The sequence below is a fragment of the Larkinella punicea genome, from assembly GCF_003334855.1.
Lineage (GTDB): Bacteria > Bacteroidota > Bacteroidia > Cytophagales > Spirosomataceae > Larkinella > Larkinella punicea.
Map to the genome: position 1 here is coordinate 67532 of NZ_QOWE01000001.1, position 18255 is coordinate 85786.

An 18255-nucleotide genomic window follows, 5' to 3' on the forward strand; every position below is an offset into this window, starting at 1 on the left:
GAATGTAAAGTTATGCTAGCGAACTACTTAAAAATTGCCGTCCGGAATCTCCTGCGAAGCAAGACATTCTCGGCCATCAACATTCTCGGTCTGTCGGTTGGCATGACGTGCTGTCTGTTGCTGTTGCTCTACATCCGGAGCGAATTATCGTTCGATCAACACCACCAACACGCGAAGCAATTGTATTTGATGTCGAGCGCCGTCAAATCGCCCGGATTAAATGAAGAATACCCCAGCCTTTCGGGGCCGATGGCAGCCGCGATTCAATCGGAATTTCCGGAGGTCGAAAAAGTCGCGCGGCTTTACGTCAACATCATGGATGACAAAACGTTGCTGCAGGTGCAGGAAGCGGGCAAGCCGATGAAGTCCTTTTACGAAACCCAGGGCTATCAGGTCGACTCGACGTTCTTTGATCTCTTTTCCTACGAATTCACGGAAGGCAATTCTAAAAAAGCCCTGTTTCAGCCCAACTCGATTGTATTATCGGAAGAAGTAGCCCATAAATTGTTCGGAAATACACCCGCCCTGAATAAAACCGTGCGGATCAGCGGCTCGACGGGCAACGGCTACAATTTCCGGGTGTCGGGCGTTTACCGCGATGAAAGTGCCCGTTCCCACATCAATGCCCGGTTTTTTGTACCGATGTATGTCGGCATGATCGGCGATTACCTTCGGCAGCCCAATCTGGATTATACCAATAACAACCTCTTTACTACTTACCTCCGGTTAAGACCGGATGCCGACGCGCAGCAGTTGGAACAGAAAATACCGGCGTTTGTCGAAAAATACATGCGCAGTGAACTGAAACGGTACGGTTACGATAAACGACTCTTCCTGATTCCGGTTCCGGAGCTTCATTTGTACAGCCAGATTCAGAGCATCGTAACGCCGACCAACAGCATGACGTACCTGTATATTCTGGCGTCGATTGCGGTTTTTACCCTCGTCATTGCCTGCATCAACTTCATGAATCTATCCACCGCCCGGTCGGCCAAAAGGGCGGCTGAAGTCGGTATTCGAAAAGTAATGGGCGCGCAGCGGGGTTCGCTGATCGGGCAGTTTCTGGGGGAGTCGATGGTTTTGTCGTTGATTGGGCTGGTAGTTGCCTTTACGCTGGTTTCGCTCCTGTTGCCGGTGTTTAACCAACTGGCTGGTAAATCATTACAAATGTCGGAGCTGATGGAGCCGCAGATCGCGCTGGCATTCATCGGGCTGGCGTTGCTGACCGGTTTAATAGCCGGCAGTTACCCGGCGTTTTTCCTGTCGATGTTCAATCCGGCTCAGGTGCTGAAGGGCAAGTTTGTCAACAGCCTGTCGGCGGTGGCTTTGCGTCGCGGGCTGGTGGTTTTTCAGTTTGTGGTCGCCATCGGGCTGGTGCTGGCCACGTTCGTGATTCAGGAACAGATGCGGTTTTTGCGGAATCAGTCGCTGGGTTTTACGCAGGATCAGCAAATTGCCATTCCGTTGCGGAGCATTGAGTCGCGCGGGATGTATACGGCGTTTCGGAACGAGATTTTACGGAATAACCAGGTGGTTTCGGCGGCCGGAACCCAGTATTATCCCGGCATTATGAACCCCACGACTTTTGGTTTGTATCGCCCGGATCAAACCGTCAATGAAATGCAGAATGTCAAAAACAGCGAGGTCGATTTTGAATATCTGCAAACGATGGGTTTCAAACTGGTGGCCGGACGGTTGTTCTCGCGGCAATTTCCCGGCGATACCAACAACCGGCTCGTTGTCAATGAATCAACCCTGCGAAAGCTTCAGATTCCACTCCGCAAAGCCATTGGGCAAAAACTGAATTTTAATTGGCACGGGCAGACGTACCAGTACGAAGTGATTGGTGTTCTGAAAGACTTTCACCACGAAAACCTCCATCAACCCATTGAGCCGTACGCTTTTATGCTGATGACCCGCCCGTACTTCAACTACATCATTGCGCACGTCAATTCAGACAATATGGAAAATGTGCTGGGTTTTCTGGAACGGAAATGGAAAGCCCTGCGCCCCGACGAACCGTTCGAATATTCGTTTCTGAACGAAGATTTCCAGAAAAATTACCAGGCCGAAGTCCGTACGTCGCGCATCGTGACTTATTTCACTGCCATTTCCATCCTGATTTCCTGCCTCGGGCTGTTCGGATTAGCGGCTTTTGCGGCCCAGCAACGCACCAAGGAAATTGGCGTCCGGAAGGTGCTGGGCGCTTCCATATCCCATATCGTGTTATTACTTTCCACCGATTTTCTAAAACTGGTCATCATCGCCATTCTAATTGCGTCACCGATGGCGTGGTGGGCCATGAATCGATGGTTGCAAAACTTTGCGTACAAGATCACAATTCCTTGGTGGATTTTCGTAGCCGCGGGCGGTTTGGCACTGCTTATTGCTTTTATTACCGTCAGTTTTCAAAGCATCAAAGCCGCGTTGATGAACCCGGTGAAGTCACTTCGGTCGGAATGAAGAGTTAAGAGTGAAAAGTTAAAAATTAAAATGTCTGCGGTTTTAACTCCTAACTCTTCATTCTTAACTCGTAACTAAAAAAGGACATGCTGCGTAACTACTTCAAAATCGCCTGGCGGAACCTGTTGAAACACCCGGCCACCACCAGTATTCACCTGATCGGGCTGACGCTCGGCCTAACGACCTGTTTGCTGATTCTGCTCTTTGTTCAGAACGAATGGGGTTACGACCGTCACCTGAAGCAGGGCGACCGGATCTACCGCGTGAACCTCATCCGAACGACGGGTGCCGAGGCCGAAAAGTCGGGAATTACCCCCTATCCGCTGGCACCCGCGATGCGTACCGACTTTGCCGACTGGCCGAAAGTGACCCGCATTCACGCTGACCGCGACCTTTCCGTGCTGGTTTCGCCCCAGAAAATTCTGAAAGAAGACAACGTCGTTTTTGCGGAACCCGACTTCATCGACCTGTTTGATATTGAAATGGTCGAAGGAAACGGGAAGAACGTTCTCGCCGAACCCAATAAAGTCATCTTAACCCAGAAAACCGCTCAAAAGTATTTCGGCTCGGCTTCGGCCCTCGGCAAAACGCTGCGAATCAGCAACGATCTAAAGGTGCAAGTGGCGGGTGTCATGCGGGACATGCCTTCCCAAACGAATTTTCCGGTAACGATGCTGGTGTCTTTTGTGTCGATGAAAACGTTCTTCTCGTTCGGCATCGACCAGTGGGGCCTTCGTTCGGGCGGGAGTGTGTTTACGGTTTTGCCCGAGGGCAAGTCGCCGGAGCAGTATGCCGCCCGGCTTCGGCAGGCTGAGAAAAAATACTTTTCCAGCCGCGACGGCGAAACCAGCACATTGGTTCTCCAGCCGCTCCACGACATTCATTTCAACCCCGACTACGAAGGCACCATCTTGACGGCTGCCATTTCGCCCACGTATCTCTACGTTTTCGGTGCCGTTGGTCTGTTTGTTTTGCTGATTGCCTGCGTTAATTTCATCAATATGTCGACGGCCCGCGCCATGACGCGCGCCAAGGAAGTGGGTGTCCGGAAAGTGATCGGTGCCACGCAAGGGCAGTTGGTCTGGCAGTTTTTGAGCGAGGCCCTGTGGCTGACCGGCATTTCGGCCCTGCTGTCGTTGCTGCTCACCAACTTCCTCTTGCCGGTTGTCAACGATTTTTTGCAGAAACAGATTACCTCGGAGTGGCTTCAGACCAGCGCTATTCTGGTGGCGCTGGCGTTGTTCACGGCCTTGCTAGCGGGTTTGTATCCGGCGTTTTTCCTCGCCCGTTTCCGACCGATTCGCGCGTTGAAAACCGCTACGGAAGCGGGTGGTCTTCGCTCCGGGCGCGTCTGGCTGCGGCAGGGACTGGTCGTTTTCCAGTTTTCCATATCCCTCATTCTGGCGGTGGGCGTCCTGATCATTTACCGGCAAATGAATTATTTCCGGCAGAAAGACCTGGGTTTCAAACGGGACGCCATTGTGACGGTTGCCATCCCGGATTCGAAGAAAATGGTGGTTTTGGGGCAGTCGCTGCGGCAGATTCCGGGGGTCGAGCACCTTTCGTTTGCGCTGGGAGCACCGACATCGCCCAACAATTTCGGTACCGACATGCGCCCCGACCCGGCGAATCCGACGAAGAAAATTAACATCTCGCTCAAACTGGCCGACGCTGATTACCTCAAGACGTACGGTTTAAAGCTGGTCGCCGGGCGTTTCCTCGAACACCGCGATACCGTGGCGATTTCGGGTTCCATACCGGAAGAAAAGCGCCGGTATGCGTTTGTGGTGAACGAAAATACCGTCAAGGCACTGGGCTATGCCAAACCTGAACAGATTCTGGGGCGTCGGATCCGGGTGGGTATCAACGACATTGAAGCCGAAGTCGTGGGCGTGGTGAAGGATTTTCACACCAGTTCACTCCACAATCCCATCGAGCCGATGGTGATGATGAACCTGCCGGAATTCTACTATTCCGTCGGACTCAACTTGCGGACGAGCAACTATACGGGCACGATGGCGGCTATTGAAACCGCCTGGAAAGAAATGTATCCGGAAAGCCTGTTTGACGCCAAATTCCTGGACGACAGCCTGCAGGAATTGTACCAAGACGAACAGCGGCAATTCGCGCTTCTCCGCGTATTTGCCGGTATTGCGCTGGTAATCTGCTGCCTTGGTTTATGGGGACTGGCCACGTTCACCATCGAACGGCGCACCAAAGAGATTGGCGTTCGGAAAGTGTTGGGAGCCTCCGTTACGGGAATTGTCGCCCTGATTTCCAAAGACTTTCTGAAACTGGTGCTGCTGGCGCTCGTCATTGCGACCCCGATTGCGTGGTATGCGATGGAAAGCTGGCTGAAGGAATTCAGTTACCGAATCGACGTGGAATGGTGGGTGTTTGGGCTGGTCGGCGTCGTTTCCATCCTGATCGCGTTTGCCACGGTTTCGTTTCAAAGCATCAAAGCGGCATTGATGAACCCGGTTACCTCACTTCGTTCGGAATGAAGAATAAAGAGTTATGAGTGAAGAGTTATGATTTGGCCGCCCGAGCGGTTGTCCGACGCATATAACTCTTCACTCATAACTCTTCACTCATAACTAAAAACCATATGCTACAAAATTACTTCAAAATCGCCTTTCGCAATCTGTGGAGAAACAAGGTTTTTTCCGGGATCAACGTGTTCGGACTGGCCGTCGGGCTGGCGTCCTGTCTGTTGCTGTATCTGTACATTTCGCACGAGTTGAGTTACGATTCCTTTCAGCAGAAAGCCGACCGGACGGTGCGGGTCGTGATGGAATACAGCATGGAAGGGCAGGTCAACAAAGTCCCGCAAACCGGAACGAAGGTAGCCCCGGAATTCGGGCGGCAGTTTCCCGAAGTAGAATCGGGCGTCCGGATGGAAAACCGGCAGGCTGTGGTCAGTTATGCCGACCGGAAATTCAGTGAGAAGAAAGTGGTCTACGCCGATTCAGCCTTGTTCCACATCTTCTCGTTTCGGTTGAAACAGGGAAATCCGAAAACCGCCCTGGCCGGCCCCAATCTGGTCGTCCTGTCGGAGTCGTCGGCCAAAAAGTATTTCGGGAACGAAAACCCGGTCGGGAAAACCGTCCGGATCAACGCCGGGGGTGGTGACAAAGACTATGCCGTCACGGGCGTGGTGGAAGATTGCCCGGACAATTCCCAAATCAAGTACGACCTGCTGGCTTCGTTTACGACCCTCTCCGCGTCGAAAAACGAGCAGTGGTTTTCGGCCAATTATGCCACCTATTTGCTGCTGCGCAAACCGGAGTCGATTGCCACGCTACAGGCCAAGATTCCGGGTTTCATGAAAACGCAGTTCAGCAAGGAAGAGATGACGGGCGGTAATTACCTGACCTACCACCTCGAACCGCTGCAAAAGGTGCATCTCCACTCCGACGTCGAGGGTAATTTCGAACCCAACGGCGATCTGGTTTACCTCTATATTTTCGGCTCTGTGGCGGTGTTGATCCTGATCATTGCCTGCGTCAATTACATCAACCTGGCCACCTCGCGGGCCGTGGAGCGGGCGCAGGAAGTGGGCGTTCGGAAGGTGATGGGCGCGTTGCAGGGACAATTGTTCGGGCAGTTCATCGGCGAGTCGGTGATCGTCACCTTTGCGGCTCTGGGGCTGGGTTTGTTGCTGGTTTACCTGGGTCTTCCACTTTTCAACGACTTGTCTGACCGGGAATTTTCGTTCGACGTTCTGATGGAATCCCGGAATCTGCTGCTTCTGATGGGAATTGTGCTGCTGGTCAGTTTCATAGCGGGCGGTTATCCGGCGCTGGTGCTGGCCCGCTATGAACCCGTTCATGTCCTGAAAGGGCATTTAAAAACCGCCGGAGCGGGGCAATTTCGCCGGGCGCTGATCGTGTTTCAATTTGCCATCACCGCCTTTTTGATTGTCTGCACGATGCTGGTTCGCAACCAGTTGTCCTACATTCAGGACAAAAAACTGGGTTACAGCAAAGATCATGTACTGGTGTTGCCCGCCGACCGGCAGGTGAACGAAAAAATCCGGGCCTTAAAGTCCGAATTCAAACGAAACGCCGATGTGCAGCAGGTGACACGGGCTTATGAATCACCGGTTTACATCAACGGCGGCTACGGCATGCACCGAACCGGCACCCCGGACGACCAGTACAAATCGGTGACGGCCCTGCCCGCCGATGAGGATTTCGTCAAAACGATGGACCTTCGGATTGTGGCGGGTCGCGACTGGACACCGACCGATCTGGAGCAGGCGACCACGCCCGGCAGCGACAGCCTGCTTCATTTTCATTTCATTCTGAACGAAGCCGCCGTGAAAGAAATGGGCTGGAAGACGCCCCAGGAAGCGGTTGGGCAGAAAATGGACATGGGTAGAGATCGGCCCGGTACGGTTGGCGCCGTGGTCGAAGATTTCCACTTTGCCTCCATGAAACAGAAAATCAGTTCGCTGGTCATTTTTCCGGAAGCCAGTGGCAATGTCCTGCTGGTCAAATTGTCGGGAAGCCGGTTGCCCGCTACGCTTCAGTTTATGGAAGAAAAGTGGAAAGCAGTCGTCCCCTCCCGCCCGTTCGAATACGAGTTTATGGACGAAGAATTCAACAAGCTCTATTCCGCCGAAACCCGTACGGGCCAGATTTTCAGCGTCTTTTCCTTTCTATCCATTCTGCTCGCGTGTTTAGGTTTGTTCGGCTTATCGGCCTATACAACCGCCCAGCGCACCAAAGAAATCGGCATTCGGAAAGTGCTGGGCGCATCGGTGCCGAACATCGTCCTGCTGCTTTCCAAAGATTTTCTAAAGCTGGTTCTGATCGCCATCGTGCTGGCTTCGCCCCTGGCGTGGTGGGCCATGAACCGGTGGTTGCAGGATTTTGCCTACAAAATTGAGGTCGAGTGGTGGGTATTTGTCATCGCCGGAGTCATTGCCGTTGCCATTGCGTTCTTAACGGTTTCGTTCCAAAGCATCAAAGCGGCTTTGATGAATCCGGTTAACTCACTGCGTTCGGAATGAAAAAGAATAATGAGTTAAGAGTGATGAGTTAAGAGTTGGCTGACGCACGTGTTTTCAGCTTGCGTCAGCCAACTCTTAACTCATCACTCTTAACTAAAAAAGCTTATGATCTGGAACTACTTCAAAATCGCCTGGCGGACGTTCTGGAAAAACCGCACCATCAGTCTGGTCAATGTGTTGGGTCTGGCCATTGGCCTGGTCGTGACCTTGCTGATCGTGCTCTATGTTGCCCATGAGTACAGCTACGACCGGTTTCACGCCAATGGCCGCCGGATCGTGAAGGTGGAACTCCGGCACGAGGAGGGCGAGCGGTCGTTTTCAGCCCCCACGATGTCATACCGGTTTGGCGAAAAGGTCAAAGCCGCCTGCCCCGGTGTTGACGACTTTGCCCGTTTGACGGAAAAAGGCTTTAACAGCAAACTGATTCAGAGCGATGCCGACCACAAAGCCTTTGAATCGGACTTCCGGTTTGCCGACCCCGGTTTTCTGCGGTTATTTTCTTTTCAACTCCTGAAAGGCGATCCCAAAACCGTGTTGACCCGCCCGGCCACGGTGGTGCTGACCGAGCGCATGGCCCGCAAGTATTTCGGTGATGCGGACCCGCTGGGAAAAACGATCCTGTACGATAAAGCCCACCGGTTACAAGTGGTCGGTGTGGTAAAAAATCCGCCGTTCAACTCGTCCATCCAGTTTGATTTTCTGGGCGATATGACCACCCATCGCGCGATTGAACGGAACTGGCATGCCGGTTTTCTGGGCGAAAAGAAAGCCGACGAAATTCAGGAGAGCGTGGGAACCGGCGGAAGTTATGAAACGTATTTTCTGCTCAGTGCCCGGACGACCACGCACGACATTGAACAGAAAATACCATCGCTGCTGAGTAAAGAAGAGATGATTAAAGATGGTAGAGACCGTTACCGGCTCTATCCGCTTTTCGATTATCATTTTCGCGTCCAGAACCTAACCTACAAACGGGTCGGTATCTTTTCAGTGGTCGGTGGACTCATTCTGCTCCTGGCACTCATCAATTACGTGAGTCTGACCACGGCGCGTTCTATAATCCGCGCGAAGGAAATTGGCATTCGGAAGGTGGTGGGAGCCGCCCGCAAAGCACTCGTCGTTCAGTTTTACCTGGAATCAGCACTGTATGTAACCCTCGCTTTCTGTCTTGCCATGCTGATTTTCACCGTATTGCAACCGGTTTTCTGCAATACACTCCAAATCACCATCGACCCGAACTTTTTGACAAGCCCCTTCTTCCTGATTCCGACGGCTGGATTTTTCATCCTGAGCATTCTGCTTTCGGGAAGTTACCCGGCTTTGCTGCTTTCCGGTTTTTCACCAATCCAGTCGTTAAAAGGCAAATTCAGCGCAGCGGGTAGTGCGCTCCGGATTCGGAAAGGGCTGACGGTTTTTCAGTTTACGGTTTCCATTGCGCTGATGATCGGTTCTATTCTGATTAAAAACCAGTTGGATCTGTTCCTGCAGAAAGACCTCGGCATTGATCGCGAGCGGGTGGTGACGGTACATCTGGACCCGGAAGACGGTCTGGATAAATACAGCAAAGCCATTCGGGCCGAGATCAATCAGTTGAAAGGCGTTGAATCGGTTGCGGCTTCAACCCTGCTGATGTATGGTCCCTTTTCGAGTAGCTGGCAGTTGAAACGAATGGATGGCAAAAAAGAAGTGATCGCTACCACTTATACGGTAGATGCTGAATTTATCGAAACCATGAACATCAAGTGGGCCATCGCTCCCCGAAAAGGGCTTGATTGGGCGACCACTAACCAGATCGTCCTCAATGAAAGTGCAGCGAAACAACTGGGAGTCGACCCAAAAAACTACGAACAAAGCCTTGATTTAGGGCGGGGAATGACAAAAACCGTAGTGGGCGTTGTGAAGGATTTTAATTTCATGACGATGGCTTATGGCATTGCACCCATGGCTTTGTTTGTCGGGAGTGATACGACTTTCCGGGATTATTTATACATAAAGCTGGCCAAAGGGGCACCCACTTCGGAAACGCTGGCGTCCATTCAGCAGGTGTATGATCGCTATAAAACCGCCAAACCGTTTTCGTATGCGTTTCTGGATCAAACCTACCGCCAACTGTACGTCAATGAGCTGAGTATGGGCAAAATCATTCTGGCTCTCACCGGCTTTGCCATCCTGATTGCCTGCCTGGGTTTGTTCGGGCTGGCGGCTTTTACCGCGGAACAGCGTACCAAGGAAATCGGCGTTCGGAAGGTATTAGGAGCCAGTGTTACCAACATTGTCCGGTTGCTTTCTGTAGATTTTCTGAAACTGGTTCTGATTTCCATCGGAATAGCCACGCCCATTGCGGGATACGTGATGAAAAACTGGTTGCAGGATTTTGCGTATAAAGTAGAATTGTCGTGGTGGGTTTTCGCGCTGGCGGGGTCGCTGGCGGTTTTCATTGCGTTCTTAACGGTTTCGTTCCAAAGTGTTAAAGCGGCTTTGATGAATCCGGTTACCTCACTGCGTTCGGAATAAGGAGTTAAGAATGAAGAGTTAAGAGTTGGCTGACGCATTCTTCTTTAATCGCACGGGCGCCCCGTCATAACTCATCACTCTTAACTCATCACTCTTAACTAAAAAAGCTTATGATCCGGAACTACTTCAAAATCGCCCTTCGCCAGTTGCGATACAACCCGTTGTTCAGCCTCCTGAACATCCTCGGCTTAACCGTCGGACTGGCCGTCAGCACGTTCATTGCCCTGTACGTCTGGCACGAATTCCATTACGACCGCCATCATCCGTTTGCCGAGCGAACCTACCGTCTGCTTTCCGTTGCCAACTACGGAGGTGAGGAATTTATGATGGCCGGTTTGCACGAGTCGTTCGCTACGGCCATCAAGCAACAGATTCCGGAAGCGGAAGAGGTGGTGCGGTTATCCGAAGGGTTTGGCGATGTTGTGTTGCAATCGGATGAAAAACACCGGTTTAAGGAAGAAAAGATCGGTGTTGCCGACAGCCCGGCTCTGTCGGTTCTGGGCGTTCGATTGCTCAGCGGAAATCCGAAGACGGCGCTCAGCGAACCGGGCCGCATCGTGCTGACCCGCGCGCTGGCCGAAAAGTATTTCGGAAACCAGTATCCCATCGGACGCCCGTTGGTCTACGACAAACACTACACGCTCACGGTTTCCGGCGTGCTCGACGACCTGCCGACCAACTCGGTTATTCAGTTCAACGCGCTGGTTTCACTCAGTTCAATGCCCACGCTGGGAGCAACGGCGCAAAGCGTCTATAAATCAGCCGGTTTTCTGACCCATTACCTGGTACTGCGTCCGGGAACCCATGTCGCCCAGGTTGAAGCCAAGCTCAAAAAAGTAAAAGCCGGGATTCAGTTCGTGGATATGACGGCCAACTACATTTTGGAAGCCATGCCTGCGCTGCACCTCGACAGCCGGATGGCACCCAAAACCGGCCGGCAATCACTCTATATTCTCCTGACCGTCGCCCTCGTCATTCTGGCGTTGGCAGTCATCAACTACGTGAGCCTGACCACCGCCCGCGCCACCAAACGCGCCCGGGAGGTGGGCGTTCGGAAAGCGGTCGGCGGACAACGCGGGGAACTGATCGGCCAGTTTTTTACGGAATCGTTCCTGACCACCACGCTGGCGTTTGCGCTGTCGCTGGGCATTTTGCAGGCGCTGTTTCCGTGGGCCAATCAGGCGCTGGACCTGCACATGGACAACCGGGTGTTGCAACAGGGATCCTACTGGATGTTGCTGCTGACGTTGTGGCTGGGCTGTTCGCTGCTGGCGGGTAGCTATCCGGCCCTGCTGCTGTCGCGGTTTCGGCCGCAGGAAGTCCTGAAAGGCACGATGAGTTCGGGACGAAGCGGGGCCGCGGTTCGGCGGGTGTTCACCACCGTACAGTTTGCCACCTCGATTGGCCTGTTGATTTGCAGCATCGTGTTGTATACCCAGATGCGGTTTTTACGCACTAAAAACCTGGGCATCAACCGATCACAAGTTGTAGCGATGAAAATCGATGCTGAAATGGCGACGCAATTTCCGGCCCTTCGTGACGCCGTTCGGCAATGGGCGGGTCCCGAAAACGTGGCGGTTTCCAATACGGCGTTGTTTACCGACAACATTTCTACCTGGTTTATGAAGACGGAAAAAACCAAAAAACAGGTCATGGTGAATGTCCTGTCGGTGGACAAAACGTTCTTCAAAATGATGGGCATTCGCTGGTTGTACGCGCCCGTCGGCTGGGAACAAAAACCGGTGACAAACGAACTGACAGTTTTCAACCAGACGCTGATGAAAGAAGCCGGGATCAAGGGCAATCCGCAGCAACAGGCTCCGCCGTTTAAAGGGGCGAAAACCGCCGGTGTGGTCGCCGATTTCCACGTACGAAGTCTGCACGGGCCGGTTTCGCCCATGCAACTGAGCGTTGTCAGTGATTCGGCCCGGGCGCTGGTTGCCAACGGCGGTTTTCTGCTGGTTCGGCTCAATGCTCATACGGACGTGGAAAAATCGCTGGAAAAACTGAAAGCCCTTTACGACGGCAGCAAGCCCATTGTGCCCTTCGATTATTATTTCCTCGACGATGCCTACGACAGACTGTACGCCAAGGAACAGCAACTGATGCGCTTGTTCAACGGGTTTACGGGCCTGACGTTGCTGGTGGCCAGTCTGGGCCTGCTCGGCCTGATCACGTTCTCGGTGGAGGCTCGTACCAAGGAAATCGGCATCCGCAAAGTGCTGGGAGCCTCCGTTTCCGGTATTGTCACGCTGCTGTCGAAAGACTTCCTGAAACTCGTGGTGCTGTCGATGCTGATTGCTTCGCCCATTGCCTGGTACGCGATGGACAAGTGGTTGCAGGATTTTGAATACAAAGTGGAAATCCAATGGTGGATGTTCGCGCTGGCGGGTGGTTCAGCCCTGGTCATTGCCGGTCTGACGGTCAGCTTTCAAAGCATCAAAGCCGCCTTGATGAACCCGGTTAACTCACTTCGTTCGGAATAACAAAGAGTGAAGAGTGAAGAATTAAGAGTTGGCTGACGCAAGCTGAAAACACGTGCGTCAGCCAACTCTTAATTCTTCACTCTTAATTCCTAACTCATAACTCTTCACTAAAAATGCTCCGTAACTACTTCAAAATCGCCTGGCGGACGTTGTGGAAAAACCGCTCCTACAGCCTGATCAACGTGCTCGGTTTGTCGTTGGGAATCACCTGCTGTTTGGTCATTTACGTATTCATCCGGTATGAACTGAGCTTCGATCATTTCCATTCAAATGCCGATCGAACATACCGGATTGTGGAGCACAACCGGAAAGCCGACGGGGTTCAATACTGGTCGAGCACCGCCTATCCGCTGGCCGAAGCCATTCGCCGGGAGATTCCGGGGGTGGGCGTGACGCAAACCGCTGGCCCCGATTCGCGCATCATCAGTTCGACGGATGGAAATGGAACGGTGTACCGGTTTGATGAAAAACGGGTGCTATTTGCCGACGCCCACTACCTGAAAACGTTCGATTTTAAAGCGATTTCACCGGACGGAATCTGGCTGGCGGGCAATGCCACCACAGCCTTTCAGCAACCCAACGCCGTGGTGCTGACCCAGAAAATGGCCGAACGGTATTTTGCCGGAGCCGCCCTTCCCTACGAAAGTTTGCTTGGGAAAACGCTGACCATCAACAATTCAGACCCGCTGGTGGTGTCGGGAATCATTCAAAACCCACCCCGAAATACCAATCTGCTGTTTGATATCCTGATCAATTACCAATTCTACAAAGCCAATAACCCGTATTATGCGACGAACTGGTCGGGCAACTACCAGGGTACCACCTACGTCACGCTACCGGTTGGTGCTGATCCGCAGGCGTTTGAGGAAAAACTGGTGGCCTTGCAGAAAAAATACATGAACGCCGAAGACATTCGCCGTAAAACCTACGTGCTGCAACCGCTGGCCGATGTGCATACCGAAACGCGTTATGGCGAGAATATTGGCAGTTACGTCATCAGCCGCACGGTTTTGGGCGGGCTGGCGAGTCTGGCGGTTTTTCTGATTCTGATCGGAGCGTTTAATTTCATCAACCTCAGCGTTGCGCAGGCCATTCAACGGCGCAAGGAAGTGGGCGTCCGGAAAGTAGTGGGCAGTTCGCAACGGCAATTGTTCGTTCAGTTCATTGGCGAAAGTCTGGTGATCACGGTGGTTGCGGGAATCCTGTCGCTGGGTGCGCTGAACGGGTTGCTTGCTTTGATCAACCAATCCATGACCCTCATCGAACTCGATCTGCATGCCGATTACACAGTCTGGTGGTTTGGGGCGGGTCTGGTGGGCGTCGTGGCGGTTTTAGCGGGTTCCTATCCGGCGGTTGTGTTGTCGAGGTTCCAGCCCATCAAAGCCCTGAAAAATACGTTTTCGGCCCCCCAAAAAGGGTTTTCGCTGCGCCAGGGGCTGATTGTTCTCCAGTTTTGCATTACCTACAGCTTGCTGGTCGGCACGCTGGTGGTTTCGCGACAGATGGCATTTTTCCAGCAAAAGGAATTGGGTTTTACGAAAGATGCGGTGATGACGATCAATAGTCCGCGCAACCAGCAGGACAGCAAGCTGACGGTATTTCGGGAACGGTTACTGCAAAATCCGGCTGTCAAAAACGTGAGCTTTTCGTCGGGCACTCCCCTGACTGAAAATCATTACGGAACGGATTTTCGCCTGAAATCGGAGTCGGAGCAAATGAAACGGCAGGCCGAATTCAAAGTAGTGGACCTGAACTATCAATCCCTTTTTGGCCTTCAGCTAGTCAGCGGCCGTTGGTTCACGACCTCGAATATCGTACCCAACGGCCAGCCTTTTAACGGGTTTGTCGTCAACGAAACGATGGTGAAGATGCTGGGACTCACGCCCGAAACCGCTATTGGTCAAACCGTTGTCATCAACGAAGGAGAAGCGCCGATTCTGGGTGTGGTGAAGAATTTTCACAACCGGTCGTTGCAAAACGTCATTGAACCGTGTGTCATGCTCTGCTGGAATACCGGATTTTACGGACAGATTCACCTCCAACTCATCCCGCACACCGGCAATGAACCGAACCTGCGACAAGCCCTCCAGGCGATTGAACAAACCTGGAAACAGATTTTCCCGGACGATGTGTATCGATATACCTTCCTCGACGAAGATCTGGCGAGAAATTACCTGATCGAGCAACTGGTATTCGACGCCTTCCGGATTTTTGCCGCCATCTCCATTTTCATTTCCTGCCTGGGTCTGTTCGGCCTCATTACGTTTGCGGCCAACCAGCGAACGAAAGAAATCGGCGTTCGCAAGGTGCTGGGCGCGTCGGTGGGCAACATCGTCGGATTGTTGTCGACAGACTTCCTGAAACTGGTTCTGGTCTCCATTCTGATTGCGACGCCCATCGCCTGGTACGGCATGAACCAGTGGCTACAGGATTTTGCCTACAAAATCGACGTAGAATGGTGGATGTTCGCCCTCGCCGGTTTTGCCGCCGTCGCCATTGCCTTTGCCACGGTTTCATTTCAAAGCATCAAAGCCGCGTTGATGAATCCGGTGAAGAGTTTGCGGTCGGAATAAAAACCAGGGACTAATCGTTCCAACGGTTCCTACAAAATGAATCATCCCGATGGGATTGTTTCGGTGTTCCTGCAAAGACGCGGTTCCTACAAAATGGGCCATCCCGACGGGATTCATCCTCCATAGAAGCAGACATGGTTCCTACAAAATGGACCATCCCGACGGGATTCATCCTCCGCAGAAGCGGACTTGGTTTCTACAAAATGGGTCATCCCGACGGGACGGATGGCATAACAGGTTGCCCGAATGAAAACCAAAAAAATCCCGGAGGGATGGTTCATTTTGTAGAAATTGGTTCGCGCAAAACCAAAAAATCCCGGAGGGATGGCCCATTTTGTAGAAATTGGTTCGCTTCTACGGTAGAAAGTCCCGTAGGGACGTGTCATTTTGTAGCTCCCGTGTAACCAGTTATTTATCACGATCCCACCGTCTGGCGATAGGCTGTCGGCGTCACGCCTTCCAGCATTTTGAACAGCCGCGAAAAATAATGCAGGTTGTTGAACCCTACCTGATAGCACACCTCGGTGACCGTAGCCGTTGGATTAGTCAGCAGGCGTTTGGCCAATCCGATCCGTTCGCGGATGATAAACTCCACCGGCGATAACCCAAAAGTCTCTTTGAAGGTTCGGAAAAAACCGGATTTGCTCATGCAGGCTTTCTGACACAGCACCTCGACGCTGATTTTCGCCGTCAGGTTTTCGCGGATGTATTCAACCACGGCGGCAAACCGGTTGTTCATCGCCAGCCCGTCTTCGATCAGCGCCATATTCTGCGTCTGAATCACCCGGATCAGCAGGGATTTGAGCGTCAGGTCGGCCAGGGCGTCTTTGGCCAGATCGTCTTCCATGCTGATGTTGATCAGCTTGTTCATGACGTTGGCCAGCTCCCGATTGTTGTAAAAATGATACTGACTAAAATTCAGCTTCCACTCCCCTCCCTCATCTTTTCGGGGATAGCGCTCGTTCAGAAAATCCAGCATTTGCGTCACCACATGCCAGTCGAGGGCAATGGTGGCACATTGTACCGGGTGCCGCTCGTCGGCTTCCGGGAAATCCACTTTCATCGAAATGCCTTCCGGCAAAATGACGGTTTCGCCGGGCAGAAAATCAAAACCGGGTTTCTGGGATAAATGCATCACCTTTTTCCCGCGCAACATGCTTGTAATAACCAGGCCGTTGTACGACAACACCACGTCGGAACATGGCCGATAAGTTTCGAAAATATTCAATTCGCAGTGATTCAGCGTAAAAACCCGCCGGTGTTCGACCAGCGAATCCAGCTCTCGGGTGTCCGACAAATTGATGGTCTGTAAGGGAAATCCGTTGTTCATCATGTTTCAGGGTATGCCTTATAAACGTTTTTTGATAAGAAAATTTACTGATCACTACGATAGGATTGGATAATAGTAGTATTTGTTGGTATTATCGTGTAACTAGAAGCTTTTCTGATTGCCTAGTTTTGCTCAGGTTCACCGAAGGAACCAACAGATTGGTCACTTTATCTAAAAGAACGAAATCATGAGCACAACTGGCATCACATTAGAACAGGCTGAGGTTGCGGTAAAAGCCGCCAAAGCCAAAGCCGTAGAATTGGGAACCGTCATGAACATCACGGTGGTCGACGCTGGGGCCAACCTGACGGCTTTTGCCCGCATGGACGGCGCCTGGCTGGGATCGGTCGATATTTCGCAGAAGAAGGCGAAAACCGCCCGCTTTTTTGATATGAACACGGGTGAACTCGGAAAGTTATCACAACCGGGTGGCTCGCTGTTTAACATCGAACACGCGAACGGTGGACTGATCACTTTTCCGGGCGGTATTCCGATCAAGAATGCCGACGGCGACGTGATTGGAGCCATCGGCGTATCTGGCAGCACCGTCGAAAACGACCATGCCGTCGCCAAAGCCGGGGCCGAAGCAGTTCAGTAAATCAGTACCATTGTTTGAATTTCTAAACCCTCTAAACCCTTGAAGTATGTGTCAAAACCACGGTGTTGCGTACATTAAACCCGGTGTGGTGGAAGTACAGTCCATTGAATACCCCAAACTGGCGATCGGCGACCGGATGTGCCACCACGGCGTCATTCTGCAAATCGTTTCAACCAACATCTGCGGCAGCGACCAGCACATGGTGCGGGGCCGGACCACCGCCCCGGCGGGCCTGGTGCTGGGCCATGAAATCACGGGCCTGGTGATCGAAGCCGGGCGCGATGTGGAATTTGTCAAAGAAGGGGACCTGGTGTCGGTTCCGTTCAACATTGCCTGCGGACGTTGCCGGAATTGCAAAGTGGGCCAAACTGGTATCTGCCTGAATGTCAACCCCGCCCGGCCCGGCGCGGCCTACGGTTACGTCGATATGGGCGGTTGGGTTGGCGGTCAGGCCGAATATGTGATGGTTCCTTATGCCGATTTTAACCTGCTGAAATTTCCAGATAAAGACCAGGCAATGGCCAAAATTCGGGACCTGACCTTGCTGTCGGACATTTTCCCGACGGGCTACCACGGTGCCGTCACGGCGGGTGTGGGACCGGGTTCCATTGTCTACGTGGCCGGAGCGGGTCCGGTCGGGCTGGCTTGTGCGGCTTCGTGTCACCTGCTGGGCGCGGCTGTCGTCATTGTTGGCGACATGATTCCCGAGCGGCTGGAACAGGCCAAAAGCTTTGGTTGCGAAATTGTCGACTTGCGGAAAGATACGCCACTAGCCGACCAGATTGCTGAAATTATTGGGGTGCCGGAGGTCGATTGCGCCGTCGATTGTGTCGGTTTTGAAGCCCGCGGCCACGGTTCGGATGCCGGTACGGAACGGCCGGCCACGGTTCTGAATGCCATCATGAGCGTTACCCGGGCGGGGGGCGCACTCGGTATTCCGGGGCTGTACGTAACGGGCGATCCGGGAGCCGCCGACGATGCCGCCAAGGAAGGAAGCCTCAGCATCCGGATTGGTTTGGGCTGGGCCAAATCGCACTCGTTCTATACGGGTCAGTGTCCGGTCATGAAATACCACCGGCAGTTGATGAACGCCATTCTGTACGACAAAATCCAGATTGCCAAAGCCGTGAATGTGGAGGTGATCAGCCTGGACAAAGCGCCGAAAGGCTACCAGGATTTTGATAAAGGAGCGGCTAAGAAATTCGTAATCGATCCGCACGGCATGATTCCGAATTAAAAGTTAAAAGTGAAGAGTTATGAGTTAACTTACACGC

9 protein-coding genes are annotated in these 18255 nt (G+C 52.7%); 8 read left to right on the plus strand and 1 reads right to left on the minus strand.

The genetic code is table 11. The features are described from left to right. Positions 1-12: 12 nt before the first annotated feature. From DUE52_RS00275 to DUE52_RS00300, 6 genes are all read left to right on the plus strand, one after another. Positions 13-2463, plus strand: coding sequence for an ABC transporter permease (locus DUE52_RS00275; protein WP_114403940.1), 2451 nt, complete (start codon positions 13-15; stop codon positions 2461-2463). An 86-nt stretch (positions 2464-2549) separates the two neighbouring features. Continuing rightward, positions 2550-4967 carry an ABC transporter permease gene (locus tag DUE52_RS00280; RefSeq protein ID WP_114403941.1) on the plus strand — a complete coding sequence of 806 codons (2418 nt, stop codon included), beginning with the start codon at positions 2550-2552 and terminating at the stop codon, positions 4965-4967. Between the two features lie 104 nt (positions 4968-5071). Beyond that, positions 5072-7480 carry an ABC transporter permease gene (locus tag DUE52_RS00285; RefSeq protein ID WP_114403942.1) on the plus strand — a complete coding sequence of 803 codons (2409 nt, stop codon included), beginning with the start codon at positions 5072-5074 and terminating at the stop codon, positions 7478-7480. A 105-nt stretch (positions 7481-7585) separates the two neighbouring features. Beyond that, positions 7586-9994: an ABC transporter permease gene (locus tag DUE52_RS00290; RefSeq protein WP_114403943.1), complete on the plus strand. Its 2409-nt coding sequence runs from the start codon at positions 7586-7588 to the stop codon at positions 9992-9994. Between the two features lie 110 nt (positions 9995-10104). Continuing rightward, positions 10105-12480, plus strand: a complete 2376-nt coding sequence (locus tag DUE52_RS00295) for an FtsX-like permease family protein (RefSeq protein WP_114403944.1) — start codon at positions 10105-10107, stop codon at positions 12478-12480. Between the two features lie 113 nt (positions 12481-12593). Beyond that, entirely contained in the window at positions 12594-15053 is a 2460-nt protein-coding gene (locus DUE52_RS00300) for an ABC transporter permease (RefSeq protein ID WP_114403945.1), read from the plus strand. Between the two features lie 415 nt (positions 15054-15468). Here DUE52_RS00300 and DUE52_RS00305 read toward each other — a convergent pair whose 3' ends face one another. Then, complete coding sequence (locus DUE52_RS00305; protein WP_229312014.1) at positions 15469-16386, minus strand: AraC family transcriptional regulator; 918 nt, start codon at positions 16384-16386, stop codon at positions 15469-15471. Between the two features lie 184 nt (positions 16387-16570). On the opposite strand from DUE52_RS00305, the gene DUE52_RS00310 reads away from it, so the two are divergent. Further along, positions 16571-16981, plus strand: a complete 411-nt coding sequence (locus tag DUE52_RS00310) for a GlcG/HbpS family heme-binding protein (protein ID WP_114403947.1) — start codon at positions 16571-16573, stop codon at positions 16979-16981. Positions 16982-17027: 46 nt separating this feature from the next. Continuing rightward, a complete protein-coding gene (fdhA, locus tag DUE52_RS00315) occupies positions 17028-18218 on the plus strand; it encodes a formaldehyde dehydrogenase, glutathione-independent (protein ID WP_114403948.1) in 1191 nt (396 codons plus the stop codon). Positions 18219-18255 lie beyond the last annotated feature (37 nt).

Excerpts from the sequence above, each read along its gene's own strand:
- DUE52_RS00285 (WP_114403942.1), top strand. The coding sequence starts at position 5,072 with ATGCTACAAAATTACTTCAAAATCGCCTTTCGCAATCTGTGGAGAAAC.
- DUE52_RS00290 (WP_114403943.1), top strand. The coding sequence starts at position 7,586 with ATGATCTGGAACTACTTCAAAATCGCCTGGCGGACGTTCTGGAAAAAC.
- fdhA (WP_114403948.1), top strand. The coding sequence starts at position 17,028 with ATGTGTCAAAACCACGGTGTTGCGTACATTAAACCCGGTGTGGTGGAA.
- DUE52_RS00275 (WP_114403940.1), top strand. The coding sequence starts at position 13 with ATGCTAGCGAACTACTTAAAAATTGCCGTCCGGAATCTCCTGCGAAGC.
- DUE52_RS00300 (WP_114403945.1), top strand. The coding sequence starts at position 12,594 with ATGCTCCGTAACTACTTCAAAATCGCCTGGCGGACGTTGTGGAAAAAC.
- DUE52_RS00295 (WP_114403944.1), top strand. The coding sequence starts at position 10,105 with ATGATCCGGAACTACTTCAAAATCGCCCTTCGCCAGTTGCGATACAAC.
- DUE52_RS00305 (WP_229312014.1), bottom strand. The coding sequence starts at position 16,386 with ATGATGAACAACGGATTTCCCTTACAGACCATCAATTTGTCGGACACC.
- DUE52_RS00310 (WP_114403947.1), top strand. The coding sequence starts at position 16,571 with ATGAGCACAACTGGCATCACATTAGAACAGGCTGAGGTTGCGGTAAAA.
- DUE52_RS00280 (WP_114403941.1), top strand. The coding sequence starts at position 2,550 with ATGCTGCGTAACTACTTCAAAATCGCCTGGCGGAACCTGTTGAAACAC.